The 23,328-nt window shown below is 61.6% G+C and carries 24 protein-coding genes; 14 read left to right on the top strand and 10 right to left on the bottom strand.

Annotated elements, in window-relative coordinates:
* Positions 1-1,473, bottom strand: coding sequence for a xanthine dehydrogenase small subunit (gene xdhA / locus QEO92_RS13085; protein WP_227703325.1), 1,473 nt, complete (start codon positions 1,471-1,473; stop codon positions 1-3).
* Between the two features lie 63 nt (positions 1,474-1,536).
* Entirely contained in the window at positions 1,537-2,325 is a 789-nt protein-coding gene (locus QEO92_RS13080) for a 3-hydroxybutyrate dehydrogenase (RefSeq protein ID WP_227703324.1), read from the bottom strand.
* Positions 2,326-2,509: 184 nt separating this feature from the next.
* On the opposite strand from QEO92_RS13080, the gene QEO92_RS13075 reads away from it, so the two are divergent.
* The 3 genes from QEO92_RS13075 to QEO92_RS13065 all read left to right on the top strand — a co-directional run bounded on the left by QEO92_RS13075 (position 2,510) and on the right by QEO92_RS13065 (position 5,923).
* On the top strand, positions 2,510-2,992 hold the full coding sequence (locus QEO92_RS13075; protein WP_037148194.1) for a VOC family protein: 483 nt from the start codon (positions 2,510-2,512) through the stop codon (positions 2,990-2,992).
* 119 nt (positions 2,993-3,111) lie between these two features.
* Positions 3,112-4,605 carry a glycerol kinase GlpK gene (gene glpK / locus QEO92_RS13070; protein WP_037148192.1) on the top strand — a complete coding sequence of 498 codons (1,494 nt, stop codon included), beginning with the start codon at positions 3,112-3,114 and terminating at the stop codon, positions 4,603-4,605.
* Between the two features lie 121 nt (positions 4,606-4,726).
* On the top strand, positions 4,727-5,923 hold the full coding sequence (locus QEO92_RS13065) for a D-alanyl-D-alanine carboxypeptidase (protein ID WP_407722087.1): 1,197 nt from the start codon (positions 4,727-4,729) through the stop codon (positions 5,921-5,923).
* Positions 5,924-5,933: 10 nt separating this feature from the next.
* Here QEO92_RS13065 and QEO92_RS13060 read toward each other — a convergent pair whose 3' ends face one another.
* The 5 genes from QEO92_RS13060 to QEO92_RS13040 form a co-directional block, all read right to left on the bottom strand.
* Positions 5,934-6,506 carry an SH3 domain-containing protein gene (locus tag QEO92_RS13060; RefSeq protein WP_227703322.1) on the bottom strand — a complete coding sequence of 191 codons (573 nt, stop codon included), beginning with the start codon at positions 6,504-6,506 and terminating at the stop codon, positions 5,934-5,936.
* Between the two features lie 7 nt (positions 6,507-6,513).
* Positions 6,514-7,005: an invasion associated locus B family protein gene (locus QEO92_RS13055; RefSeq protein ID WP_227703321.1), complete on the bottom strand. Its 492-nt coding sequence runs from the start codon at positions 7,003-7,005 to the stop codon at positions 6,514-6,516.
* 228 nt (positions 7,006-7,233) lie between these two features.
* Entirely contained in the window at positions 7,234-7,665 is a 432-nt protein-coding gene (locus QEO92_RS13050; RefSeq protein ID WP_037148188.1) for a VOC family protein, read from the bottom strand.
* Positions 7,666-7,757: 92 nt separating this feature from the next.
* Positions 7,758-8,213 (bottom strand): GFA family protein, encoded by a 456-nt coding sequence (locus QEO92_RS13045; protein ID WP_227703320.1) that lies wholly within the window; start codon positions 8,211-8,213, stop codon positions 7,758-7,760.
* Between the two features lie 45 nt (positions 8,214-8,258).
* On the bottom strand, positions 8,259-8,963 hold the full coding sequence (locus QEO92_RS13040; RefSeq protein WP_227703319.1) for a glutathione S-transferase N-terminal domain-containing protein: 705 nt from the start codon (positions 8,961-8,963) through the stop codon (positions 8,259-8,261).
* A 145-nt stretch (positions 8,964-9,108) separates the two neighbouring features.
* Here QEO92_RS13040 and QEO92_RS13035 point away from each other — a divergent pair, with 145 nt between their 5' ends.
* The 3 genes from QEO92_RS13035 (at position 9,109) to QEO92_RS13025 (ending at position 11,934) form a co-directional block, all read left to right on the top strand.
* On the top strand, positions 9,109-9,483 hold the full coding sequence (locus tag QEO92_RS13035) for a YciI family protein (RefSeq protein WP_227703318.1): 375 nt from the start codon (positions 9,109-9,111) through the stop codon (positions 9,481-9,483).
* Positions 9,480-10,733 (top strand): RNA polymerase sigma factor, encoded by a 1,254-nt coding sequence (locus tag QEO92_RS13030; RefSeq protein ID WP_227703317.1) that lies wholly within the window; start codon positions 9,480-9,482, stop codon positions 10,731-10,733. Before QEO92_RS13035 ends, QEO92_RS13030 begins: the two co-directional genes overlap by 4 nt.
* Positions 10,734-11,463: 730 nt before the next feature.
* Positions 11,464-11,934, top strand: a complete 471-nt coding sequence (locus QEO92_RS13025; protein WP_227703316.1) for an SRPBCC family protein — start codon at positions 11,464-11,466, stop codon at positions 11,932-11,934.
* Between the two features lie 95 nt (positions 11,935-12,029).
* Here the strand turns inward: QEO92_RS13025 and QEO92_RS13020 are convergent, their stop codons facing one another.
* Positions 12,030-12,938, bottom strand: a complete 909-nt coding sequence (locus QEO92_RS13020; protein WP_227703315.1) for a LysR family transcriptional regulator — start codon at positions 12,936-12,938, stop codon at positions 12,030-12,032.
* 127 nt (positions 12,939-13,065) lie between these two features.
* Between QEO92_RS13020 and QEO92_RS13015 the strand changes: the two genes are divergently transcribed.
* From QEO92_RS13015 to map, 4 genes are all read left to right on the top strand, one after another.
* A complete protein-coding gene (locus tag QEO92_RS13015; RefSeq protein ID WP_227703314.1) occupies positions 13,066-13,698 on the top strand; it encodes a pyridoxamine 5'-phosphate oxidase family protein in 633 nt (210 codons plus the stop codon).
* A gap of 1 nt (position 13,699) precedes the next feature.
* On the top strand, positions 13,700-14,173 hold the full coding sequence (locus tag QEO92_RS13010) for a nuclear transport factor 2 family protein (RefSeq protein WP_227703313.1): 474 nt from the start codon (positions 13,700-13,702) through the stop codon (positions 14,171-14,173).
* A 163-nt stretch (positions 14,174-14,336) separates the two neighbouring features.
* The gene (locus QEO92_RS13005) at positions 14,337-15,425 is read left to right on the top strand and encodes an LLM class flavin-dependent oxidoreductase (protein ID WP_227703312.1); all 1,089 of its coding nucleotides are present in this window, start codon (positions 14,337-14,339) and stop codon (positions 15,423-15,425) included.
* 14 nt (positions 15,426-15,439) lie between these two features.
* Complete coding sequence (map, locus tag QEO92_RS13000; protein ID WP_037148171.1) at positions 15,440-16,195, top strand: type I methionyl aminopeptidase; 756 nt, start codon at positions 15,440-15,442, stop codon at positions 16,193-16,195.
* 321 nt (positions 16,196-16,516) lie between these two features.
* Here the strand turns inward: map and QEO92_RS12995 are convergent, their stop codons facing one another.
* Positions 16,517-16,732 carry a hypothetical protein gene (locus tag QEO92_RS12995; RefSeq protein WP_037148169.1) on the bottom strand — a complete coding sequence of 72 codons (216 nt, stop codon included), beginning with the start codon at positions 16,730-16,732 and terminating at the stop codon, positions 16,517-16,519.
* 197 nt (positions 16,733-16,929) lie between these two features.
* Here QEO92_RS12995 and QEO92_RS12990 point away from each other — a divergent pair, with 197 nt between their 5' ends.
* Positions 16,930-18,105 carry a YbfB/YjiJ family MFS transporter gene (locus tag QEO92_RS12990; RefSeq protein ID WP_052182734.1) on the top strand — a complete coding sequence of 392 codons (1,176 nt, stop codon included), beginning with the start codon at positions 16,930-16,932 and terminating at the stop codon, positions 18,103-18,105.
* 170 nt (positions 18,106-18,275) lie between these two features.
* Positions 18,276-19,547 carry a peptide antibiotic transporter SbmA gene (gene sbmA, locus QEO92_RS12985; RefSeq protein WP_227703311.1) on the top strand — a complete coding sequence of 424 codons (1,272 nt, stop codon included), beginning with the start codon at positions 18,276-18,278 and terminating at the stop codon, positions 19,545-19,547.
* A gap of 391 nt (positions 19,548-19,938) precedes the next feature.
* Here sbmA and QEO92_RS12980 read toward each other — a convergent pair whose 3' ends face one another.
* On the bottom strand, positions 19,939-20,919 hold the full coding sequence (locus tag QEO92_RS12980) for a polysaccharide deacetylase family protein (RefSeq protein WP_227705158.1): 981 nt from the start codon (positions 20,917-20,919) through the stop codon (positions 19,939-19,941).
* 200 nt (positions 20,920-21,119) lie between these two features.
* On the opposite strand from QEO92_RS12980, the gene QEO92_RS12975 reads away from it, so the two are divergent.
* Both QEO92_RS12975 and der read left to right on the top strand, forming a co-directional pair.
* Entirely contained in the window at positions 21,120-21,794 is a 675-nt protein-coding gene (locus QEO92_RS12975) for a tetratricopeptide repeat protein (RefSeq protein ID WP_227703310.1), read from the top strand.
* 31 nt (positions 21,795-21,825) lie between these two features.
* The gene (der, locus tag QEO92_RS12970; protein ID WP_227703309.1) at positions 21,826-23,256 is read left to right on the top strand and encodes a ribosome biogenesis GTPase Der; all 1,431 of its coding nucleotides are present in this window, start codon (positions 21,826-21,828) and stop codon (positions 23,254-23,256) included.
* Positions 23,257-23,328: the final 72 nt, after the last annotated feature.

Genomic DNA, 23,328 nt, shown 5'->3' with positions numbered 1-23,328 from the left:
TCACGCCTCCTCCAGTTCGAAGCGACGCAGTTCCTGGGGCTGGCCGGCGGTTTCCAGGAAGAAGCGGGTCAGCAGATTCTTGGCTGCGAGGCTGCGATATGCTGCCGTCGCCCGCCAGTCCGTGAGCGGCGTATAATCCTCGTCGAAAAGATCGCGCACTGCCGAAATGACGCCCCAGCTCCAGGCCTTGCCGAGAAGTGCTTCCTCCACATGCCTCGCCCGTTTCGGGGTGGCCGCCATGCCGCCGAAGGCGATGCGGATGTTTTCAACCTTGCCGTCGCCGTCGAGCGTCAGGCTGAAGGCGCCGCAGAGCGCGGAGATATCCTCGTCGCGGCGCTTGGAGATCTTGTAGACGGCGAAATGGTCGTCTTTCGCCGGGCGCGGTACGAAGACCTTCTCGACGAATTCGCCCGGCAGCCGGTCCTGCTTGCCATAGGCCAGAAAAAAGTCCTCGAGCGGGATGGTGCGCCGGCCGGCGTGAGTGCGGAGCGTCAGTTCGGCGCTCAGGACGATCAGCGCGGGTGGCGCGTCGCCGATCGGAGAGCCGTTTGCGATATTGCCGCCGATCGTGCCCATGTTGCGCACCTGCTGTCCGCCGATTCGGTCGATCAGCCGGCCGAAGGCGGGCAGTTCATCCGAGAGCGTATCGAGGGCCTGGGTGTAGCTCACACCGGCGCCGATGGCGATGCCGGTCTCGTCCGAGGCGATCGACTGGAGTTCGGTGAGGTGATTGATGAAGATCACAGGGTCGAGATGCCGCATCTGCTTGGTGACCCACAGGCCGACATCGGTGGCGCCCGCAACGATCGTCGCGTCCGGCTCTTCCGCCAGGATATCCGTCAGGGCAGAGACCGAAGCCGGCACGATCGAATGCGCGCCGTCCTTCTTCACCACGATCGTCTCCATCTCGGAACGGATCGACCAGAGTTTCGCCATGATTTCGGTACGGTCGCGTTCCAGCGGGTCGAAGAGTGCGCTCGGCCGGCTTGCTGAAACCTGTTCGGCGGCCTTCACGATCGGCTCGTAACCGGTGCAGCGACAGAGATTGCCCTGCAGCGCGCTTTCGATATCGGCCCGCGTCGGGGCGACGTTGGAGAGCCAGAGGCCATAGAGCGACATCACGAAGCCGGGGGTACAGAAGCCGCATTGCGAGCCGTGGCAATCGACCATGGCCTGCTGGACGGGATGCAGCGTGCCGTCATCGCCGGCGAGATGCTCGACGGTTACCACGTGCGTGCCGTGCAGGGAGCCCAGGAAACGGATGCAGGCATTGACGCTTTCGTAGCGCAGGCCCAGTTCCGTCAGTCGTCCGACCAGCACCGTGCAGGCGCCGCAGTCGCCTTCGGCACAGCCTTCCTTGGTTCCCGTCAGCCGCCGCCTCAGGCGCAAATAATCGAGAAGGGTCTCTGTCGGCCCGAAATCTCCAAGGGTGACGTCTTCTCCGTTCAGGATGAAGCGGATGGCTTCGTGCATTTGTCTCCTTCGTCCGCCGTTGCCGGCTCCAGGTTGATCTCGACAGGGTTCCAACCGGCCATATTACTGCGCCGTCCAGCCGCCGTCGATGGATATATGCGTGCCGGTTATGCTCCGTGCCGCATCGCTTGCGAGATAGAGCGCGGCGGCCGCCACTTCCTCGATGCCGACGAATTCCTTCGTCGCCTGCAACCGCAGCATGATCTGATCCTTCACCTCATCCTCGCTGATGCCCTTCTCGCGGGCCTGATCCGGGATCTGCTTTTCCACCAGCGGTGTCCAGACGAAACCGGGGCAGATGGCGTTCACGGTAATCCCCGACTGCGCAAGCTCCAGCGCCGCCGTCTTCGTCAAACCCATGATACCGTGCTTGGCTGCGACATAGGCGGCCTTGAACGGCGAGGCGACCAGCCCGTGCGCGGAGGCGATGTTGATGATGCGGCCCCCTGGGCGCCCCGGGCCCGCTTTCTTCATCAGCGGGATCGTGTGGCGCATGGTATGGAAGGCAGAGGACAGCAGGATGGCGATCAGCTGGTCCCATTTTTCCGGCGGGAACTCCTCGATCTTCGCCACGTGCTGGATGCCGGCATTGTTGACGAGCACGTCGACGGTGCCGAAATTCTTCGCCGCCGTGGCGATCAGATCCTCGATCTCTGCGGGTTTGGTCATGTCGGCGCCGTGATAGAGGACCGTGCCGCCGCCCAAGCCGTCGAGTTGCTTGCGCGTCGCCTCGATCTCGTCCGCCGGCCCGAAACCGTTGATGACGACATTGGCGCCCTCGGTCGCGAATGCCTTCGCGATGCCGAGCCCGATGCCGCTCGTTGAGCCGGTGACGACGACGGTTCTGGTCATGCCGATATCTCCCTGAAACTGCGGCGTTCTTGTGCGCCGCAACGAAAGGCAGGTTATGCGCAAATCGGCCTGAATGGCAATCGGGCCTGAAAATTTGCCGTCGCCCGGCGTCATGTTGTCGGAAAGGGCGAAGCTCGGTCGTCCTTTGACGGCAAGATGCGGTCACTACACGAAGGAGAGACACATGACTCGAGTCGTTTCAAATCTTTGGTTCGAGAAAGAGGTCACCAAGGCCGTCGACTTCTACACGTCGATTATTCCGAATTCCGGCATCAATCGGACGACGTCTCTGGCGGCGGAGACTTACAGCGGGCCGCCCGGCAGCGTCATCATCATAGAGTTTACACTGGGCGGGCAGAATTTCCTGGCTTTCGAAGCCGGCGCCATGGACCGGTTCAATCACGCCTTTTCCATCGGCGTGGAATTCGACACCCAGGAGGAGATCGATCGCGTCTGGAATGCGTTTCTCGACAATGGCGGCACGGCGGCGCAGTGCGGATGGCTGAAGGACCGCTGGGGCCTGTCCTGGCAGATCCTGCCACGCGTGCTTGCCGACATGACCGCCGATCCCGACCGGGAAAAGGCCAGGCGCACCACCGAAGCCATGCTCAAGATGGTCAAGCTCGATATCGCGACCCTGGAACGGGCCTTTAACGGGCAGGAGTGAACACGCTTATTTTCGCGGCATTGGCCGAGCCAAGCGCCAGCGTTTTCGTTTGACAGTCTGCGGCGCCTTCTGTTCAAACCCTGAGCCAAGGAATTTCGCATGGCTCAGGGAGGATTGGCATGGCGGGTTATGTTCTGGCGATCGATCAGGGAACGACCTCGACGCGGGCGATCGTTTTCGACGGCGACATGAAGATCGCCGGTATCGGCCAGAAGGAATTCACCCAGATATTCCCGAAATCCGGCTGGGTGGAGCATGATCCGGAGGAAATCTGGGAAAGCGTGCTTTGGACTGTCGGCCAGGCGTTCAAGGAAGCACGTGTCGAGGCCAAGGACATCGCCGCGATCGGCATCACCAATCAGCGCGAGACCGTCGTCGTCTGGGAGCGAGAGACCGGCAAGCCGATCCACAATGCCATCGTCTGGCAGGATCGCCGTACTGCAAGCTATTGCGAGAAGCTGAAGCGGCAGGGGCTGGAAAAGCTCTTCACCCGCCGCACCGGTCTGCTGCTCGACCCTTATTTCTCCGGCACCAAGCTCTCCTGGATGCTTGCCAATGTGAAGGGCACGCGGGCGAGGGCTGCCAAGGGCGAACTCTGCTTCGGCACGATCGATACGTTCCTCATCTGGCGGCTCACCGGCGGCCGCAGCTTCGTCACCGATGCGACCAACGCGTCGCGTACGCTGATCTACAACATCGCCGACAATCGTTGGGACGAAGACCTGCTCGAAATCCTGCGCATCCCGGTCGCCATGCTGCCGGAGGTCAAGGACTGCGCCGACGACTTCGGTATCACCGACGAAAGCCTGTTCGGCGCAGCGATCCCGATTCTCGGCGTTGCAGGTGACCAGCAGGCGGCGACCATCGGGCAGGCCTGTTTCGAACCGGGCATGATGAAATCCACTTACGGCACCGGGTGCTTTGCGGTGCTCAATACCGGGGTGGACCTGGTGCGCTCGAAGAACCGGCTGCTCACGACGATCGCCTACCGCCTCGACGGTGAGACAACCTATGCGCTGGAGGGCTCGATCTTCATCGCCGGCGCCGCCGTGCAATGGCTGCGCGACGGGCTTGGCGTCATCGAAAAGGCTTCCCAGTCGGGCGACCTGGCGGCCGAGGCCGATCCGCTTCAGGACGTCTATCTCGTGCCGGCCTTCACCGGGCTTGGCGCGCCCTATTGGGACGCGGAGGCGCGCGGCGCGATCTTCGGCCTGACGCGGGCGACCGGCCCGGCCGAACTCTCCCGTGCGGCGCTGGAAGCCGTCTGCTACCAGACCCGTGACCTGCTCGATGCGATGCAGAAGGACTGGCGCTCCTTCGACGGGGCGACAGTGTTGCGCGTCGATGGCGGCATGGTCGCCTCGGACTGGACGATGCAGCGCTTGTCCGACCTGCTCGATGCGCCGGTCGATCGTCCGACCATCCTTGAAACCACTGCGCTCGGCGCAGCATGGCTTGCGGGTTCGAGGGCAGGTGTCTGGCCGGATAAACAGGCTTTCGCAAAGAGCTGGGCGCGGTCGCGACGATTCGAACCGGAAATGGACGAAAAGACGCGCGCAACGAAGATTCGCGGCTGGAAGGACGCGGTGAGACGGACGCTGGTCGAGGGCTGATTCTTTAAACTTGATTAACTATCGGGCGAAAACTTGAATTAAATTCAAGCGGCGTCATTTTCGCACCACCTTCCTTGTCATATTCTTCGCGGTAAATTGGAGAGGGTGAAAGATGTTTCGGATCCGGCGGGTTTTGACACTCCTGTCCCTGGCTGTCATCTTCCTTGGCACCGTCCGGGCGGCCGAGGCGGGCTATGCGCATTTCATCTACGATGCGAGGAGCGGCAAAGTTCTGGCGTCGGAGAATGCCGACGTCATCAATCACCCGGCATCGCTGACCAAGATGATGACGCTCTACATGACCTTCGAAGCGCTGCGCGACCGGCGTCTCTCGTGGAACGAGGAGATCGTCATGACGCCGAATGCAGCGCGCAAGGTCCCCTTCAAGCTCGGCGTGCCGGCTGGCCAGACGATCACGGTTCGTGAAGCGGTCCTTGCCATGGCGGTGCGCTCGGCCAATGACGCGGCCGCGGCGATGGCCGATCATCTCGGCGGCTCGGAAGCGCGTTTCGGAGAGATGATGACGAAGAAAGCCCGCGCGCTCGGCATGAGACGGACGGTGTTCCGCAATGCCTCCGGCCTGCCGGACAAGGCGCAGGTGACGACGGCGCGCGACATGGCGATGCTGGCGCTGGCGCTCATCCGGGATTTCCCCAAGGAATATCAACTGTTTTCTCTGCGATCCTTCGAGTTCCGCGGCAAGAAGATCTCCGGCCACAACAACCTTATGTACCGCTATCCGGGCATGGATGGAATCAAGACCGGTTATATCGGCGCATCCGGTTTCAACATCGCGAGCGCCGTGAACGTCAACGGAAGACGGGTGATCGGCGTCGTCCTCGGAGGCAAGACCGCGCGCAAGCGCGACGACCGGATGGCGGAGCTTCTCGATCAGTATGTACCGGGAACCGGTACGGCTCCCGGTGGTCTCGTGGCTTTCGAGACCCAGAAGCGGCCGGCGGAAGGTACTGTTCCGCTCGCGTTCGCCACTCCGCCGAAGGAGATCACCCTTGGTGCTCCGCCGGCTAGGGCTTCGATCGCCAGTCTCTCCGCGACGCCGCGGGAATCCATAGGACCGCTCTGGCGCATCCAGATCGCCGCGGCCGGCAGCCGGGAGGCGGCCTCTGCCCTGCTCGAAAAGGCACTGCCGCTGCTTTCGGCTGATTTCGGTCAGATAGCGCCGAGCGTCGAGAGTTATGCAGATAGCGGCAAGGAGTTCTTCCGCGCCCGCTTCGTCGGTTTCGCCGACCGAACGGCGGCCACGCAGGCCTGCTCGGTTCTGCAGTCGAAAGCGATGAACTGCTTCGTCGTGCAGTAGGCTTTCTGCGCTATTCGATCGTCTCACCGGGATAAACACCCCAGAGCGAACCCTGTTCGACAAAGCCGCTCAGGCGTCGCTTCTGCAGCGAGACTTCGCACCAGCTTCCGTCGCAGTGGTCAAGGTCGAGCCGGACTTCGGCGGACAGGCGGGCGACTATGCGAGCGTTTCGCGACGGAGCGGATCGCAGCGGGATGGGCTGCTTTATCCACGGACCGACGACGGCCGTGCGGCGGCTCGAGAGTAAAGGGGCGAACATCCATCCTGTCACTCCGTCCGGATCCCGGATGCGCCGCCAGTTTCCGTATTCCTCGGTAATTTCCACGGGCAGGCCGCGGGCCGAATAGGTCCAGACCGCCGCATAATCCGTGGAAGGACCGACGCGCATATGCGCCTTGGAAGCTTTCAGGGATACGAAGCGCGGGATCGGGAATCCCGTCTCGCGGCCTTTCCTGAACCCCGCCACAAGGTTGGCGGCGGTCGCATCCCGATCCGCATGCGCCTCATGTGCGGCAAGGCCGAGGATGAGGCACAGGGAAAGCAGGGACGAGGGCAGGAGGCAACCGGTGCTGAACCGTCTCATGCGCCAGTCAACGGCACTTGCGGACTTCCTGGAGAGCGGCCGTCACGCCGCGAAGCGAATAGGAATAGCTCGTATTGGTGCCGCGGCGGGAGATCGCTTCAAGCGTCATGTCGCTTCCGCCGCGCATGGCATCGACGAGAACCGGCTCGCGGCTCTGGTCGCGCACCCAGGCGATATTGTCCTTCGGCGCGAGGCGGAAGGTATCATTGCCGACGCTCACGCTGACCTCCGAGCCTTCCCTCAAAGGATATCCGATGATGGCCTGGGGTGTGTAACCCGACGATCCTTGAGGGGCGAGCAGAAAGAAGTTGTCGCCATGGTCCACGTTGGAGGGTTTCGACGTCACCGGGACGGAGAGCGCATAGCAGGTCGTCTGGCCGCCATCCGCGTAGGAATAGACGCCCCAGGCGTCGAACTGTGCGACCCGGGTCGGTTGGGCAGCGGCTGCTGTCGAAGCGAAGGCGAAGGAAAGAGCAAGGGCGAGGGGCGTGATCTGCATGATATCTCCACAACAGCAAAAAGACCCGGGAGATGGGCCTCATTTCAGGACGGCGTCATTCAAGTTTCGATGGGTTATTGAAAGGTTAATATCTGTGTCAAACTGGTGATGGTCGCGGTCACAAAGGGTTGATGCCCGCGTGTACGGCGTCCCTCCAAATCAGGCGATGCGGCCGGAAACAGCCGCATCAAGGGCTTTCGCTGCGTGAAGTGATCCGAGTCCGGTTGGTTATTTCACCGGTGCGTTCATCGCCCAGGAAACACCGAACGGATCGCGGAGCTGGCCGTAACGGTCGCCCCAGAACATGACCTGCAGGTCCGTGACGACCTCGAGCCCGGCATCGACGGCCCGCTTCCACCAGAAATCGATGGCGTCGCTCGACAAGGGCAGCATCATGGTGAAGGCGGCCGGCTTTTCCAACGGATGGCCGTAGTCCGGATAGGCGTCGCCGAGCATGAGGGAGCTGCCGTTGAGATAGAGGTGGACGTGCATCGTCCGGCCTTTTTCGTCGAGCGGATGGAAGGCCTCGATCGTGGCGCCGAATGCCTTTTGGTAAAATTCCGCCGCCTTCATCGCGCCGTCGACCTGGAGATAGGCCACCAGCCCGCCGCGAACGGGCGGCTGGATCTGGGCATTGGCGGTTTCGGTCGTCGCATCCATGGAAATTCTCTCCTTTTCTATGACCGGTTCCGATCGAACCGGCCATAGGACGAGGAAGAGAAGGAAATTCCGACAAGGCGGAGAAGAATTTTTTAATTCTGTCCCGCGAATTCCTTCACCAGCCCCTCATAGTCTTCGAAAGGCGGAAACTTCTCGTAGGAGTGGACTGCAGGGGTGGCCGCCCAGGGGAGCCTTTCGGACGTGTAGGTCTCGATGAAGGGCGAAAACCATTGCACATCGTCGAGCATGGTGGGCCTGAGGTTGACGAACCAGTCCATACCCTCCGGACGGGTAAACATCCAGCTCTTGCAGTGCGGGCAATGGTAGTGGTGGGCGTCGGGGCCATGCAGGCCGCCGATCACCGGCTCGCCCTGGATGACCTCGAAACCGTCCGCAGGAATCGCGGCTGAAAGCGAATAGGCGCTGGCGCTCATCTTCTGGCAGCCGGTGCAGTGGCAGGCCATGGTGAGGATCGGCTGCGCGCTGATCCTCAGGCGAACCTGTCCGCAGCGGCATCCGCCTTCGATCGGGAGATTGGGCTTGGGCATGTGAAACTCCGTTTCCTCGTCACGTAGCATTGTTGCGACCTCTGGTCAGGGTCGCTTCGGTATTTCGAGACCACGCTGCACCGCCGGACGGGCAAGGCCACGCTCCAGCCATTGCGGGACGCGCTTCAACTCACCGTATTCGACGAGTTCCCCGGCGCCGTAGAAGCCGATCAGGTTGCGCACCCAGCCGAGCATCGAAATGTCGGCGATCGTGTATTCGTCGCCCATGATCCAGTCACGGCCTTCGAGCCTGCTTTCGATCACCCGGATCAGGCGATGCGATTCCTTGACGTAACGGTCGCGCGGACGCTTGTCCTCGATGTCCTTGCCGGCAAACTTGTGAAAGAAGCCGAGCTGGCCGAACATCGGCCCGAGGCTTGCCATCTGGAAGAACACCCACTGGATCGTCTCATGACGCTTCGCCGGGTCGGTCGGCAGGAGCTTGCCGGTCTTTTCGGCAAGGTAGAGGAGGATCGCGCCGGATTCGAAGAGGCCGAGCGGCTTGTCGCCCGGACCATTGGGATCGATGATCGCCGGGATCTTGCCGTTCGGGTTCAAGGACAGGAATTCCGGCCCCCAGGTCTCGTTCTCACCGATGTTGACGAAATGCGGTTCGTAAGGAAGGCCGATCTCCTCCAGCATGATCGATACCTTCACGCCGTTCGGCGTCGGTGCCGAATAGAGTTGCAGCACGTTCGGATCTTTGGCGGGCCATTTCTTGGTGATGGGGAAGGCGGAAAGATCGGCCATGGGATTTCCTTGGTGAAGGGATTTGTTGCGGGGCGACTATAGCCAGCGGAGCGGGATGTGCCAGACGTGCAAGGTTGAGATTTTTTGATGCGTCCTGTCGGTTCTGCGGTTACTCCTTCGTCTTCAACAGGAGAAGGAGACAGACATGCTTTATGCCATCCTTTGCTACGCCCATGAGGAAACCGTCTTTGCATGGTCCAAGGAGGAGGAGGACGCCGTCATGGCCAGACTCCATACCGTCCAGGAACCGTTGGCGCGAGCCGGAAAGCTTGGTCCCACCGGCCGGCTGATGCCGACCACAGCCGCCACCACGGTCCGCAAGGGCAAGGACGAGCCGCTGGTGCTCGACGGACCCTTTGCCGAAACCAAGGAAGCGCTGCTTGGCTTCTACACAGTCGATGTCGATACGCTGGATGAAGCGATCGCCTTTTCCAAGCAGCTTTCCGCAGTCAATCCGGGCTCGACGTCCTATGAGATTCGGCCCTTTTACGTCTTTCATCCGGGAGAAATGAAAACATGACAGATATCGCCTGGATCGAACTTGCGCTGACGGCGGCCCGACCGCAGGCACTTGGCGCCCTGCTTCGCTACTTCCGCGATCTCGATACGGCGGAAGAAGCCTTTCAGGAGGCTTGTCTTCGTGCCATCCGCACATGGCCCGAAAAGGGGGCGCCGCGCGATCCCGCCGCCTGGCTGATCTTCGTCGGGCGCAACAGCGGCATCGATGCGGTCCGCAAGCGTTCCAAGAATGACCCTCTGCCGGAGGAGGCCGCCTTCTCCGATCTCTCCGATGCCGAGAACGACATTGCCGACCGGCTCGACAATTCCAATTACCGCGACGACATCCTGCGGCTGATGTTCATCTGCTGTCATCCCGACCTGCCGAACACCCAGCAGATCGCGCTTGCGCTCAGGATCGTTTCAGGCCTGACCGTACCGCAGATCGCCCGCGCCTTCCTCGTCAGCGAGGCGGCCATGGAGCAGCGCATCACCCGCGCCAAGGCACGCGTCGCAAAGGCGGGCGTTCCCTTCGAAACGCCCGGGGCGGCGGAGCGGGCCGAGCGTCTCGGCATCGTGTCGGCGATGATCTATCTCGTGTTCAACGAGGGTTATTCCGCCGGCATCACCAATCCGGACAACGCCGCCTTCTGCGAGGAGGCAATAAGGCTCGGCCGGCTTCTGCTCCGCATCTTTCCGGCCGAGCCGGAGATCATGGGGCTTACTGCGCTGATGATGCTGCAGCATTCGCGCGCCAGGGCGCGGTTCGACGGGCAGGGTCAGATCATCCTGCTCGATGATCAGGACCGCAATTTGTGGGATCGCAAGCTGATCGGTGAGGCGCTGGTCTTGCTCGACAAGGCGATCCGCCACCGGCAGCCCGGTCCCTATCAGGTGCAGGCGGCGATCTCGGCTTTGCATGCGCGCGCCGCCCGGCCGGAGGATACCGACTGGAAGGAGATCGACATGCTTTACGGCCTGCTCGAACGAATCCAGCCATCGCCGGTCGTGACCCTCAACCGGGCCGTTGCGGTCTCGAAGCTGGATGGACCGGAGGCTGCGCTCGATTTGATCGCACCGCTTGCCGAAAAACTCGACGGCTACTTCTATTTCCATGGCGTCAGGGGAGGGCTCCTGATGCAGGTCGGACGTCATGGAGAGGCCCGCGTCGCCTTCGACCGGGCGATCGCGCTTGCCAATTCACCGGCCGAATGCGCCCATATCCGCCAGCAGATCGACAAGCTCGGCGCCGTCGCCTCTCCGGTGGAGTGACTGCGAATAATCAACGCCCATCGACCAGCAATCCGGAAGTCCCGAGTACGATCTCGTCGATGGGAGAGTGTTCAGGATGACGGCTTCTACCTCGATCGACAGAGAGGCCTACTCCCTAAGCGCAACTACGCCTTAGGCAGGCATGCTTGCTATAAAGCGGATGCTGTAGCGAATTCAGCAGGCAATACGAATCCGACTATCGGAGGTAGATCATGACCGGCAAGCTTCCTGCGAACGCTCTGCTCGCCGTCCTATGCTCGTCTTGCGCTGCAACTGGTAGTAACGGCACCTATGAAATCCCGAACTATTCCTACAATACCGGTGGCTGTGATCGGGGCGCTCCCGCGGGAAAGCTCGACCGTCCGTGCAACGTCCCCGTCCTCGGCTACCATGGCTTTGTTGATCCCACTATCGGCATCCAGTCGGGAGCGCCCGGAGGTTTCGGTCTCTAGTCTCCGCACCCCTCCGGCGAAGAGCAGCTAGCTCTCATCTGCAAACGTGGGTTCGAAACCCGATTTCCAAACGAAGTCTGGCGCAGTCCAATCACCCGAATACCTGTCTGGTGGTAGCGTGATCTGCGCTTTCAACAGCGTCCGCCGCCGGCCGCCTCGTGGAACCTTTTCCGCAAGGCGAAAAATTCCGGGACACGGTTGTCGGATCTTGTGCCGTTTATACGTCCTAGGTTCAACATCGGATGCGATGTTGTTCAAGACCCAAGGGAGACAGGAAAATGAATGCCAATGCCGCCACGCACTCGCTGCAGCTCGTTCGTGAAATGGACGTCCCGGCCGACAAGCTCTACAAGGCCTGGACCACGCCCGAGCGGATGGGTGAATGGTTCTGCCCGAAACCATGGAAGGTTACCGAAGCCCGTATGGACATCCGTCCCGGCGGATCGAGTTATATCCTGATGGAAGGGCCGGAGGGCGAGAAGATCCCCAATTACGGCATCTATCTGGAAGTCGTTCCGAACAGGAAGCTCGTCTTCACCGATGCCTATACGAGCGCCTGGGTGCCGTCCGAAAAGCCGTTCATGACCGCTGTCGTCGAGTTCGAGGATCTCGGCAACGGCCGCACGAAATATACTGCGACGGCCTTGCACTGGACGGAAGAGGACAGAAAAGCTCACGAGGAAATGGGCTTTCATGAAGGTTGGGGCATCGTTGCCGGCCAGCTCGAAGAGATCGCCAAGACATTCTGAGATTGCCCGAAATGCGAATCGAATCGAGGGGATGGCGCCATCCCCTCGATTTTTGATTCAATCTGCGGCAGTCCCTTTTCAAAGGTATGCCGCGGTCAGAGCGAGACCTCGTCCAGGCGACGGCGCAGTCGGGGTGCTGCAAAATCGATGAAGCTGCGCATCTTGAAGGGCAGTGTTCCCTGCATCTGGTGCAGCAGGTAGACGGGCAGCGCGGGCGGTTCGAAATCCGCGAGCACGACCTGCAGCAACCCCTCCCTGACGGGGCCGGCGGCCTGGTAGGAGAGGACGCGGGTTACGCCGACGCCGGCGACCGCCGCGTCGAGGGCTGCTTCCGCTGTATTGACTGAAAGCCTCGTCCGGACTTCGACACTCTGCTTGCGTCCCTTGCCGGACCGCGTGAAGGCCCATGTCATCGGTCCCAGCGCATCGAAGCTGACACCGGGCTTGCCCGCAAGGTCGTTCGGGCTGGCGGGCAAACCGTATTTTCCGAAAAACGCCGGACTGCCGCAGACAACGCGGCGAACCTCGCCGACCTTTGTCGCCACCATCGAACTGTCGGGGAGCCGGCTGATCCGCACGGCAAGATCGACCTGGTTCTCCAGCAGGTCGATATTTCGGTCCGAAAGCACGAGCCGGACGTTGATTTCCGGATAGAGCGACAGGAAATCATTGACGACCGGCAGGACGTGAAGCCGTCCGAAGACGACCGGCGCGGTGACGACGAGATCGCCGCGCGGCGCGCTCTGCTCTCCTGCAGCCGTTCGTTCCGCGTCGCCCACCTCGTCAAGAATGCGTTTGCAGGACTGGAAATAGGCGCTGCCGGCATCGGTCAAGGCAAGGTGCCGGGTCGTGCGGGCAAGGAGCCGGGTGCCGAGATGGGCTTCCAGTTCGGCAAGCTTGCGGCTGACGGTCGGCAACGGGATGTTCAGCTTACGGCTCGCCGCCGTAAGGCTTCCCGTTTCCACCGCCGCCACCAGGATAGACATCGCTTCGAACCGGTCCATGATCCTCTCATTTTTCGAGACAATATCTTTCGAGAATAGGAGATTATGCGAAATTTCAAAAGAAGCTATCTTCAATGCATTCCACATCCCGGCGGCGGGATGCTATGGCGTCTGCCAAGGAGATGACATGGCTTACACATTTCTCGACCTTGTCTCGACGCCGAGCGTCAAGGCGGCCCAGGAGGCCAATGGCAGCCGGGATTATTTCGAGGTCGCCGGCAAGGACCGCAGCTTCGACCGGTTCACCCCGTCGGAAGCCGCATTCATCGCGGCGCGCGACAGTTTCTATATGGCGACAGTCTCCGAAAACGGCTGGCCCTATGTGCAGCATCGCGGCGGGCCGGCGGGTTTCCTGCAGGTCCTCGACCCGACGACATTCGCCTGCGCCGACTTCCGGGGCAACCGCCAGTACATTTCCGTCGGAAACCTCGGGGCCAACGATCGGGTGTCGCTCATCCTGATGGACTATCCGAACCGCAGCCGTCTGAAGATCTTCGCCCATGCCGAGATTTCCACCGATCCCGCAATCCTCGCCAAAGTGGCGGTGCCGGGTTATCGGGCGAAGGTGGAGCGAGCGCTGGTGTTTCACCTTGAAGCCTTCGACTGGAACTGCCCGCAGCACATAACGCCGCGCTTCACCATGGCCGATATCGAAGAGGGCATTGCCGCCCTGCATCAGAGGATAGCCGTGCTCGAAACCGAGAATGCGGCCCTGAAGGCCAACACACTTTCTGCCAGCGCCCATTCCCAAGGAGAATGACATGGAATCCGCCGATCGTCCGCCGCTGCCGCCGTTCACGCTCGAAACCGCTGCCCAGAAGGCGCGGCTCGCGGAAGATGCCTGGAACAGCCGCGACCCCGCCCGCGTGGCGCTCGCCTATACGGCGGACAGCGAATGGCGCAACCGCGCCGAGTTCATCAAGGGGCGTGCCGAGATCGAAGCCTTCCTGACGCGCAAATGGAAGCGGGAGCTCGATTACAGGCTGATCAAGGAGATCTGGGCCTTTCACGAGAACCGCATCGCCGTCCGCTTTGCCTATGAATGCCACGACGACAGCGGCAACTGGTTCCGCTCCTACGGCAACGAGAACTGGGAGTTCGATGCACACGGGCTGATGCGCCGGCGGATCGCCAGCATCAACGATGCGCCGATCATCGAGGCGGAGCGCAAGTTCCACTGGCCGCTTGGCCGCCGGCCGGATGACCATCCGGGGCTGAGTGCGCTCGGTTTGTGAGTTTTTCGCAGCCGCGCCACCTTTGCGACCGGGGGGCGGTTGCGCCTGCCGCTATCCAATCCATCGAACGATTCCTTCGAAAGATTAGCGTTTGCGTGAAAGGTGTCCCGTCACTATCTGACGGACACATTCTCAAGGCATCAATCAAACGGATCTTTCGACCATGGAACTCGGCCTGCATACTTTCGGTGACGTCGATGCAACGGCGCTCGACAAGGGCGCAGAAGGCGCGCGCCGGATCAGAAACCTCCTCGAGGAGATCGAGCTTGCCGATCAGGTGGGACTCGATGTCTTCGGGCTCGGTGAGCATCACCGGCCGGACTATGTGATTTCCTCGCCCGCGACGGTTCTCGCCGCCGCGGCTGCCCGGACGAAAAACATCCGCCTGACAAGCGCCGTCTCCGTTCTTTCCTCCGACGATCCGGTGCGCGTCTTCCAGCAGTTCGCAACCCTCGACCTCATCTCGAACGGTCGGGCTGAGATCATGGCGGGCCGCGGCTCGTTCATCGAATCCTTCCCGCTGTTCGGCTACGATCTCGGTGATTACGACCAGCTTTTCGAGGAAAAGCTGGACCTGCTGCTCGCCATCCGGGACACGGAAATCGTCACCTGGGAAGGCGAGAAGCGCGCGCCGATTCACGGCCGCGGCGTCTATCCGCGCCCATTGCAGGACCCGCTGCCGGTGTGGATCGCGGTCGGCGGCACGCCGCAGTCGGTGGCGCGGGCAGGGGCTTATGGCCTGCCGCTTGCGGTCGCGATCATCGGCGGCGAGTATCCGCGCTTCGCTCCGTTCTTCAACCTCTACCGCGAGGCGGCGCGGCGTGCAGGCCACGATCCGGCGGTGTTGAAGACCAGTATCAACGTGCACGGTTTCATCGCCGACACGACGGAAGCCGCCGCCGACCAGTTCTACGGCCCGCAGGCGGAGGTGATGAACCGCATCGGCCGCGAGCGCGGCTGGGGACCGACCAGCCGGGCGCATTTCGACCAGTCGCGCTCTGCCCTCGGCAATCTCTTCGTCGGCGAGCCGGAACTGGTCGCGGAAAAGATCGTCGCGGCGCACAAGGTATTCGGCATGGACCGGTTGCTCCTGCAGATGGCGATCGGGCCGATGCCGCACGATCAGATCATGCGCGGCATCGAACTCTACGGCACGAAAGTCGCCCCCATTGTCAGAAAAGAATTAGGGGTCGTCAGAAAAGAATTGACGGGCTCGGCCGATGGCGCGAAACCGGCCGCTCAACAGGCATAAGGAACGGGCAGGCCATGGTCATCTCCACCGAACACGAACTCGCGAAGCTGAAGGACATCGGCCGGCTCTGCGCGCAGGCGGTGGAGACCATGGCCAAGGCGCTGGAGCCCGGCATCACGACCCGCGAACTCGACGATATCGGCCGAAAGATCCTGGAGGATAACGGCGCGCAGTCCGCGCCGGAGACCTGCTACAAGTTTCCGGCGGCGACCTGCATCAGCGTCAACGAGGAGGTGGCGCACGGCATTCCGGGCGGCCGGGTGATCAAGGCCGGCGATCTAGTCAATATCGACGTGTCGGCGGTGAAGGACGGGTTCTTCGGGGATACGGGCGCTTCTTACGCCGTGCCGCCGGTCAAACGCGAGATCGAGAAACTCTGCCGTGACGGGCGGCGGGCGCTGTGGACCGGCCTGCAGCAGGTCAAGACCGGCAAGCCGATCGCCGGCATCGGCAATGCGATCGGCGCGTTCGCGAAGAAGAACCGCTATACGCTGATCACCAATCTTTCGAGCCACGGCATCGGGCTGACGCTGCACGACGAGCCGAAGGAAATTCCGACCTGGCCCGATCCCGGCGAGAGGCGCGTCATGCAGGAAGGGCTGGTCTTCACCGTGGAACCCTTCCTGTCGCTCGGCGCCGACTGGGCCGAGGATGGCGGCAACGGCGATGTCTGGACGCTCTACAGCGATCCACAGGCGCCGACCGTCCAATACGAGCACACGGTGGTCGTGACCCGCAACGGACCGGTAATTTTGACGCTGGCTGCGTAGGTGGGCGCGTGCCTTCCGTTCCTACCGCTGGTCCCTGCGTAAGGTCGGCCTGCTGCCACACCGTTCTATGGAAGTCGCAGCATATCTTGGAGGATGTTACTGCTCTGACTTCCAAACCCTTATGAATCTCGCCGAGAAGGAGAAACAATGAGCCAGTTCGAGACTTATTATCTGGTCACTCCACTGATCGGGTTGGCTATTGTCAGCGGTATCTTCGCCTATCGTCACTTTGCGCAACATCGTTGAGGCCAATCGAAGTCCGTCCTTCAGGGGACGACGGGAAAGGCCTTCGTTCCCGCAAAAGGCCCACACCTCCCGGTCTCAGATCAGCCTGTTCTTTTCCGACAGAACATCAACGCGGCGATAGAAGGCATCGGCGCGTTCCTCATGCAGGTGAGCCACGAGCCGGCGCTTATTGACGCGGGCGGCGCTCTCCATCAATTGCGCGAAGGCGGCATACCCCACATGGTCAGCCTTGCGCAACTGGGCGATCAGCGGATCGACAAGCACTTCCGATAGGGTCAGATCCTGTTCCATGGCTCAACCTCCACGGCCCCGATGGTAACTATGGGCAGGAGAGTGTGCTTCATTCATGTCAGCAACAAGACAAAAGTCGCATTGCACCGCATCAAATCGTTGCGGCAACTGCGTGATAATTCGTTATCAGCGTTCTTCATCGCAGCGATGACAATTCCTCATTTGTCTGTTTATGCTGCGGCTGCGATAAGAGCACCATGCTGCAGATGAACACGAGCTATTCCGGCAGGCCTCTGCTGATCGGCTTTGCCGGCGCCCTTGCGATGGCCGCGGCCATGGGGTTCGGGCGCTTCTTCTACACGCCGATCCTGCCGGGCATGATGACGGGCATTCCGCTTTCGGCAGCCGATGCGGGTACTATCGCCGCCGGCAATTTCGCCGGTTATCTGGCGGGCGCGATCATGTCGGCCTACGGATGGGCGACCGGGCGCGAGCGGCAGGTCGCGCTTGGCGGCTTGCTCGCGACGGCGATCCTGCTGGCGGCCATGGCCGCGACGACATCGGTCTTCGCCTTCACCGTGATTCGGTTCCTGGCAGGCGTCGCGAGCGCGTTCTCGATGATTTTTTCCTCGTCGATCGTGCTGCCTTATGCCGCCGGTCGTGACAATGTGAATGTGCTGCATTTCGGAGGTGTCGGCCTGGGTATTGCGCTCTCGTCGGCATTGGTACTCGCCGTCAACACGATGGCCGGAGACGGCGCGCATGGCTGGCGTCTGAACTGGATTGCCGGTGCCGCCATCGTGCTCGTCGCGCTCGCCGTTGTCTTCTGGCTCCTGCCGCGGCCGACCTTCGGCAAAGCCCCGGTCGTCGAGCCGCCACTTGAATGGCGCATGCCGCTCACGCTGCTTACCGCCTCTTACGGGCTGTTCGGCTTTGGCTACGTGATCACCGCGACCTTTCTTGTCGCCATTGCGCGGATGGGGGCGGCGGGGCCGATCGTCGAATTCCTCGCCTGGTTCCTGACGGGCACGGCGGCAGCGGTTTCGCTCATTCTCTGGCGGCCGGTGGTCAAACGGCGCGGGCTCGGCAAGGCCTATGTCGCCGCGCTTGCGGTCCAGGCGGTCGGCGTGGCGGGCTCCGTCTTGCTGCCGCCCACGGCCGGCGCGCTTGTCGGCGGGCTGCTGCTCGGCGCGACCTTCATGGTCGTCACGGCTTACGGGCTGCAGATTGCCCGGACGTTGTCTCCTGAAAGCCCTCGGCGGGCGCTCGCCTTCATGACGGCCGCCTTCGGCACCGGTCAGATCATCGGCCCGCTGGTGGCGGGCTGGGTAGCGGAACGGACCGGCAGTTTTGCCGCTGCGACCATGCTTGCCGCAGCAGCCCTTGGCATCTGTATCCTGCTCGCCCTGCCGGTCGCGCGGCGGCCGGAATGAAAACCGGATTACGGTTTTCCGAGCGCGCAATTACCGTTGCCTGAACACGCGGTTACAATTGTGTAACGATGGGGTGCGGCCATTGCCGCTCCCTTGGAACTGCCTTAGTTTCGCGCTCTACAGTCGTTCCCGACCTTCAGAGATCTCGAACTCAGGAAAGCCAAAGCTCCGTGTTCCACTCCTTCTTCCCCCGACCGAAACTGTTTTTCATCTCGGCCTTGTTATGGGCCATCGTAGCCATAGGGTCCTGGTATGCAGGTGGAAGCGCAGTCGGGCCAGCCATCGGTTTCGCTCCGCGTGATGCCAATGCAGCCGTGGACGTCTCGCTTTTCTGGTCGGGGCCGTTCCTTTGGTTCTATTTATATTACGCCGTGGCCAGTGCGATCTTTGCTGCCTTCTGGTTTTTGTACGCGCCTCATCGGTGGCAGTATTGGTCGGTGCTGGGAAGCGCACTGATCGTATTCGTTACCTATTTTTCTGTGCAGGTGAGCGTGGCGTTCAATGCCTGGTATGGCCCTTACTACGACCTGGTTCAGCAGGCGCTTGCGAAAACCGCGCCGGTTACGGCAGAGCAGCTTTATACCGGGCTTCTAGGTATCACCGGTATTGCCTTTGTTTCCATCACCGTCAGTGTGCTGAACCTTTTCTTTGTCAGCCATTACATCTTTCGTTGGCGCACGGCGATGAACGACTTTTACATGGCGAACTGGTCCAAACTGCGCCACATCGAGGGCGCCTCGCAGCGCGTGCAGGAAGACACGATGCGCTTTTCCTTGACTGTCGAGGGGCTGGGCGTTGGTTTCGTCAGGGCGATTATGACGCTGATCGCCTTCATGCCGGTGCTGTTTTCCTTCTCAAATACGATCAATGAACTGCCGATTGTTGGCGAAATCCCACATGCGCTGGTCTGGGCGGCGATCCTGTGGTCGCTGTTTGGTACTCTTTTCCTGGCGTTGGTGGGAATCAAGCTGCCTGGCCTGGAGTTCCGCAATCAGCGCGTCGAGGCCGCGTACCGTAAGGAACTGGTGTACGGTGAAGATCATGAGGATCGCGCCCAACCGGCGACCGTGGCGGAGCTTTTCGCGAATGTGCGGAAAAACTATTTCCGTCTTTATTTTCACTATCTCTATTTCAATATTGCCCGCTTCTTCTACCTGCGTGCGGACGATCTCTACAGCCTGCTCGTGCTGATCCCGTCCATCGCGGCCGGGAAAGTTACGCTGGGCATCTTTACCCAGGTAGGCAATGTCTTCGATCAGGTGCGTACATCATTCCAATACCTCATCAATTCCTGGACGACGATCGTCGAGCTGATGTCGATCTACAAGCGTCTCAAGGCCTTCGAAGCGGCGATTTATGATGAGCCGCTGCCGGAGATCGACAAGCATTATCTGGAGCGCGAGGCCGAAGTCGGCGAGCTTGCGGCCGACCGGCCGTACTGACCCTTTCTCAACGCAGCACGTTTGGCCGCGCCGGATGTCATGTCCGGTGCGGTTTGGGTGGGAAAAGGGCAGGCGGGCATTTCAAAGGCATTGGGCATTCAGGCTTTCCGCCTGCCCCGATCGCGTTTTGCGGTTTTGAAAGAGGTGTCAGTTCTTCCGCTGCCGCCTGGCACGACCATCACCGGAAACCGGACCCTTCGAGCCAGATGAGGAGGCCGGTTCTAGAACCCGGTTTCCCATCCGATGACGGGAGTGATTATGGCGCAGGTCCGAAGCGCGGGGATAAGGCGGGGAAATGAAAGCCGCTAAGTGGTTGAGGGATTGAGGGAAGATCTTTCGCAGTGATGAAATCCATCCTCTTTCCCGGCAGGCAGGGAGGGGCGTCCTGAGATCAAAGCCCCGATGTCTCCTGTCGCTTGCCGCGTTCCTTGAGCATCCTGATTGCCTCCGAATAGCTGACGCAGGCGACGTCGTCCCTTCCGCAGACGTCCGTCACCAGCCGCTCCATGGCGCGCCAATAGGCACCGCCGTTCATCTCCACGAAATGCAGGCCGATCTGGAGCGGGATGCGATTGCCTTCATATTGCCGGTCGAAGGCGGCCCTGAAGGCCGAATAGGCGCGTTCCTCGAACTCCCCCGAACGGCTCGGGTTCTCGATGCCGGCCGAATGACGAATGAAGAGATTGTAGTCCATCGCAATGATCGGCCGGTTCGATGGTCCTTCGGGGATGAGCGGCAGGCCGAAACGGATGTGGCCATCCTTTTCCTCCGGCATGGCAGGGCCTTTGGTGGCGAGGCTCGCGTCATATCGGAAACCCGCCTTCCTCTCGGCCTCGACCAGGCCGGGGCTGACGGAGAAATAGGGCGCGCGGAAGCCGGGGACGTCGTTCTTGACGAAATCCTTCCAGCCGGCCGGTTCCTCGGCCTCCGCGCCGGCCATCTTCCAGGCATCGGTCAGAACATTGTGAAAGGTCGTGAACTCGGTCTCCCAATCGGCCGCCGTCCAATCCTTGCCATCGAAATGGCCGCAGGTATGGCTCGATATGTCATGGCCTTCGAGATGCGCTTGCCAGACGTGAGCAAGCCTGCCGCGTGCCTCCTCCGCGGTTTGAGCGAAACCGATATTGGACTTGCCGGGCCTCTGGTGCGGCCCCTGATAGCTCTTCGCATTGGCACGCTCGATCACCAGCGTACAGGAGAGAAAATAGGTGAAATGCGCGTTGGTGCGTTTGGCGAGATCGCGGCTCCTCTGCCAGAGATCGTTCGCCCCCGCTCCATCGAATGATATCATCACCAGTTGCTTCGGTTTTTCCGTCGCGTCGGCGCCCCAGGAGGGTAGCGAAAGGCAGAGGGCGAGGGGAAGGGCGGACAAACGCATCAATGAAACCTGAATCACACGGAGAGGAAGCTTGCTTCATGAAGACCGAATGAGGCGAAGCTTTGAACAGGCCATTCCGGGACATCACCGTTAACAAGCTTTCCGAGATTTGTGAGAAGGGCCTTACATCTTCGGGAAAATAGGCTAGAAGGCGCTTTCTTCTTGAGATTGAGGCCGCCGGGCCGGAGACTTTGATGACGCAGCACGACGACAGCTTTATCCGCGAGGTGAACGAGGAGCTTCGCTCCGATCAGGTGAAATATGCCTGGAAGCGCTTCCGGCCTCTGGTGATCGCGATTGTTGTGCTGATCGTCGGGGGCGCCATTGCCAAGGAGAGCTACGAGTGGTGGGATACGCACAGTTCCTCCCAGTCCGGCGACAAATTCCTGGCGGCGCTGAAACTCGCGTCGGAGAACAAGCAAGACGAGGCGCTTGCGGCTTTCGAGGCACTGGAGAAGGACGGTACCGGTGCCTATCCGGTGCTCGCCAAGATGCGCGCCGCCTCCGTTCAGCAGGCCAAGGGCGACACGGCGGCTGCCATCGCAGCTTTCTCCGAGGTCGGCAAGGACGGGCAGGCGCCGCCGGCGATGCGAGACCTTGCCAAGATGCGCGCCGCCTGGCTGCTCATCGATACCGGCACCTATGAACAGGTTGCGGCGGAAGTGGAATCCATGGCCGTCCCGGCCAACCCGCTCGCCAATTCCGCCCGCGAGGCGCTCGGGCTTTCCGCCTACAAGGCCGGCGACATGAAAAAAGCCAAGGAATGGTTCCAGCAGATCGCCAACGATGCTGCAGCGCCGCGCAATATTGCAAACCGCGCGCAGATCATGCTCGACAACATCACCGCCTCCGGCAAGGCATCGTCTTAATTCTTTGCCTGCAGGTCTTTAAGGAAACAGGATGAGCTTTACCGTCGCCATCGTCGGACGCCCGAATGTCGGCAAGTCCACGCTTTTCAACCGGCTGGTCGGAAAGAAGCTGGCGCTTGTCGACGATACGCCGGGCGTGACCCGCGATCGCCGGCCTGGCGACGCGAAGCTCGTGGACCTGCGCTTCTGCATCGTCGATACGGCCGGTCTCGAAGAGGCGGGCCCCGAGACACTCCAGGGCCGCATGCGGGCGCAGACCGAAGCGGCGATCGACGAGGCGGACCTTTCGCTTTTCGTGGTCGATGCCAAGATGGGGCTGACGCCGGTCGACCAGGCGCTTGCCGAGATGCTGAGAAAGCACGGCAAGCCGGTGGTGCTGGTCGCCAACAAGGCGGAAGCACGCGGGTCCGATGCTGGTTTCTACGACGCGTTCACGCTTGGCCTCGGCGAGCCAGTGCCGATCTCTGCCGAACATGGCGAAGGCATGCTCGATCTGCGCGACGCCATCGTGGAGGCGATCGGCGAGGACAAGGCCTTTCCGGAACCGGACGAGGAGGCCGAGACGAATGTCGATCTGCCCGTGGCGGGTGCGGAAGGCGGCTCCGACGAGGAGGAGGTCGAACCTGCCTATGACGAGACGAAGCCGCTCAGGGTGGCGATCGTCGGGCGGCCGAATGCCGGCAAGTCGACGCTGATCAACCGCTTTCTCGGCGAGGACCGGCTTTTGACGGGGCCGGAAGCCGGCATCACCCGCGACTCGATCTCGGTTGAATGGGACTGGCGCGGCCGCACCATCAAGATGTTCGATACGGCCGGCATGCGCCGCAAGGCGAGGGTGCAGGAGAAGCTCGAAAAGCTCTCCGTCGCCGATGCGCTGCGCGCCATCCGCTTCGCCGAGACGGTGGTGATCGTTTTCGACGCGACCATACCTTTTGAGAAACAGGACCTGCAGATCGTCGATCTCGTCATCCGCGAGGGCCGTGCGGCCGTGCTCGCCTTCAACAAATGGGACCTTGTCGAGGATGTGCAGGCGACGCTCGCCGACCTGCGGGAAAAGACCGAGCGGCTGCTGCCGCAGGCGCGGGGCATCCGCGCCGTGCCGATCTCCGGTCAGACGGGCTACGGCCTCGACAAGCTGATGCAGAACATCATCGAGACCGACCGGGTGTGGAACAAGCGCATCTCGACCGCGAAGCTCAACCGCTGGCTCGACAGCGTGCAGGTGCAGCACCCGCCGCCGGCGGTTTCCGGCCGCCGTGTCAGGCTGAAATACATGACGCAGGTGAAGACCCGCCCGCCGGCCTTCATGATCTCCTGCACACGCCCGGAGGCGCTTCCGGAAAGCTACGTGCGCTATCTGGTGAACGGCCTGCGCAACGATTTCCAGATGCCGGGTGTGCCGATCCGGGTGCATTTCAGGGCCGGCGAGAACCCGTTCGAGGGACGGAAGAGGAAGCGGTAGGCCCTTCGCCAACGGCGGCACCCCCAAGGTCAAAACGGGGGCGTGCCGTTCATGTCTGGTTAAACGAATCGT

Origin of the sequence: Neorhizobium petrolearium (assembly GCF_029854435.1) — a bacterium.
Lineage (GTDB): Bacteria > Pseudomonadota > Alphaproteobacteria > Rhizobiales > Rhizobiaceae > Neorhizobium > Neorhizobium petrolearium.
The sequence above is the reverse complement of the archived record's forward strand: the minus strand, read 5'-3'. Positions and strand labels throughout refer to the sequence as shown.

Coding starts and splice junctions, on each gene's coding strand:
- xdhA (WP_227703325.1), bottom strand. CDS start 1,473: ATGCACGAAGCCATCCGCTTCATCCTGAACGGAGAAGACGTCACCCTT.
- QEO92_RS13080 (WP_227703324.1), bottom strand. CDS start 2,325: ATGACCAGAACCGTCGTCGTCACCGGCTCAACGAGCGGCATCGGGCTC.
- QEO92_RS13075 (WP_037148194.1), top strand. CDS start 2,510: ATGACTCGAGTCGTTTCAAATCTTTGGTTCGAGAAAGAGGTCACCAAG.
- glpK (WP_037148192.1), top strand. CDS start 3,112: ATGGCGGGTTATGTTCTGGCGATCGATCAGGGAACGACCTCGACGCGG.
- QEO92_RS13060 (WP_227703322.1), bottom strand. CDS start 6,506: ATGAGACGGTTCAGCACCGGTTGCCTCCTGCCCTCGTCCCTGCTTTCC.
- QEO92_RS13055 (WP_227703321.1), bottom strand. CDS start 7,005: ATGCAGATCACGCCCCTCGCCCTTGCTCTTTCCTTCGCCTTCGCTTCG.
- QEO92_RS13050 (WP_037148188.1), bottom strand. CDS start 7,665: ATGGATGCGACGACCGAAACCGCCAATGCCCAGATCCAGCCGCCCGTT.
- QEO92_RS13045 (WP_227703320.1), bottom strand. CDS start 8,213: ATGCCCAAGCCCAATCTCCCGATCGAAGGCGGATGCCGCTGCGGACAG.
- QEO92_RS13040 (WP_227703319.1), bottom strand. CDS start 8,963: ATGGCCGATCTTTCCGCCTTCCCCATCACCAAGAAATGGCCCGCCAAA.
- QEO92_RS13035 (WP_227703318.1), top strand. CDS start 9,109: ATGCTTTATGCCATCCTTTGCTACGCCCATGAGGAAACCGTCTTTGCA.
- QEO92_RS13030 (WP_227703317.1), top strand. CDS start 9,480: ATGACAGATATCGCCTGGATCGAACTTGCGCTGACGGCGGCCCGACCG.
- QEO92_RS13025 (WP_227703316.1), top strand. CDS start 11,464: ATGAATGCCAATGCCGCCACGCACTCGCTGCAGCTCGTTCGTGAAATG.
- QEO92_RS13020 (WP_227703315.1), bottom strand. CDS start 12,938: ATGGACCGGTTCGAAGCGATGTCTATCCTGGTGGCGGCGGTGGAAACG.
- QEO92_RS13015 (WP_227703314.1), top strand. CDS start 13,066: ATGGCTTACACATTTCTCGACCTTGTCTCGACGCCGAGCGTCAAGGCG.
- QEO92_RS13010 (WP_227703313.1), top strand. CDS start 13,700: ATGGAATCCGCCGATCGTCCGCCGCTGCCGCCGTTCACGCTCGAAACC.
- QEO92_RS13005 (WP_227703312.1), top strand. CDS start 14,337: ATGGAACTCGGCCTGCATACTTTCGGTGACGTCGATGCAACGGCGCTC.
- map (WP_037148171.1), top strand. CDS start 15,440: ATGGTCATCTCCACCGAACACGAACTCGCGAAGCTGAAGGACATCGGC.
- QEO92_RS12995 (WP_037148169.1), bottom strand. CDS start 16,732: ATGGAACAGGATCTGACCCTATCGGAAGTGCTTGTCGATCCGCTGATC.
- QEO92_RS12990 (WP_052182734.1), top strand. CDS start 16,930: ATGCTGCAGATGAACACGAGCTATTCCGGCAGGCCTCTGCTGATCGGC.
- QEO92_RS12975 (WP_227703310.1), top strand. CDS start 21,120: ATGACGCAGCACGACGACAGCTTTATCCGCGAGGTGAACGAGGAGCTT.
- der (WP_227703309.1), top strand. CDS start 21,826: ATGAGCTTTACCGTCGCCATCGTCGGACGCCCGAATGTCGGCAAGTCC.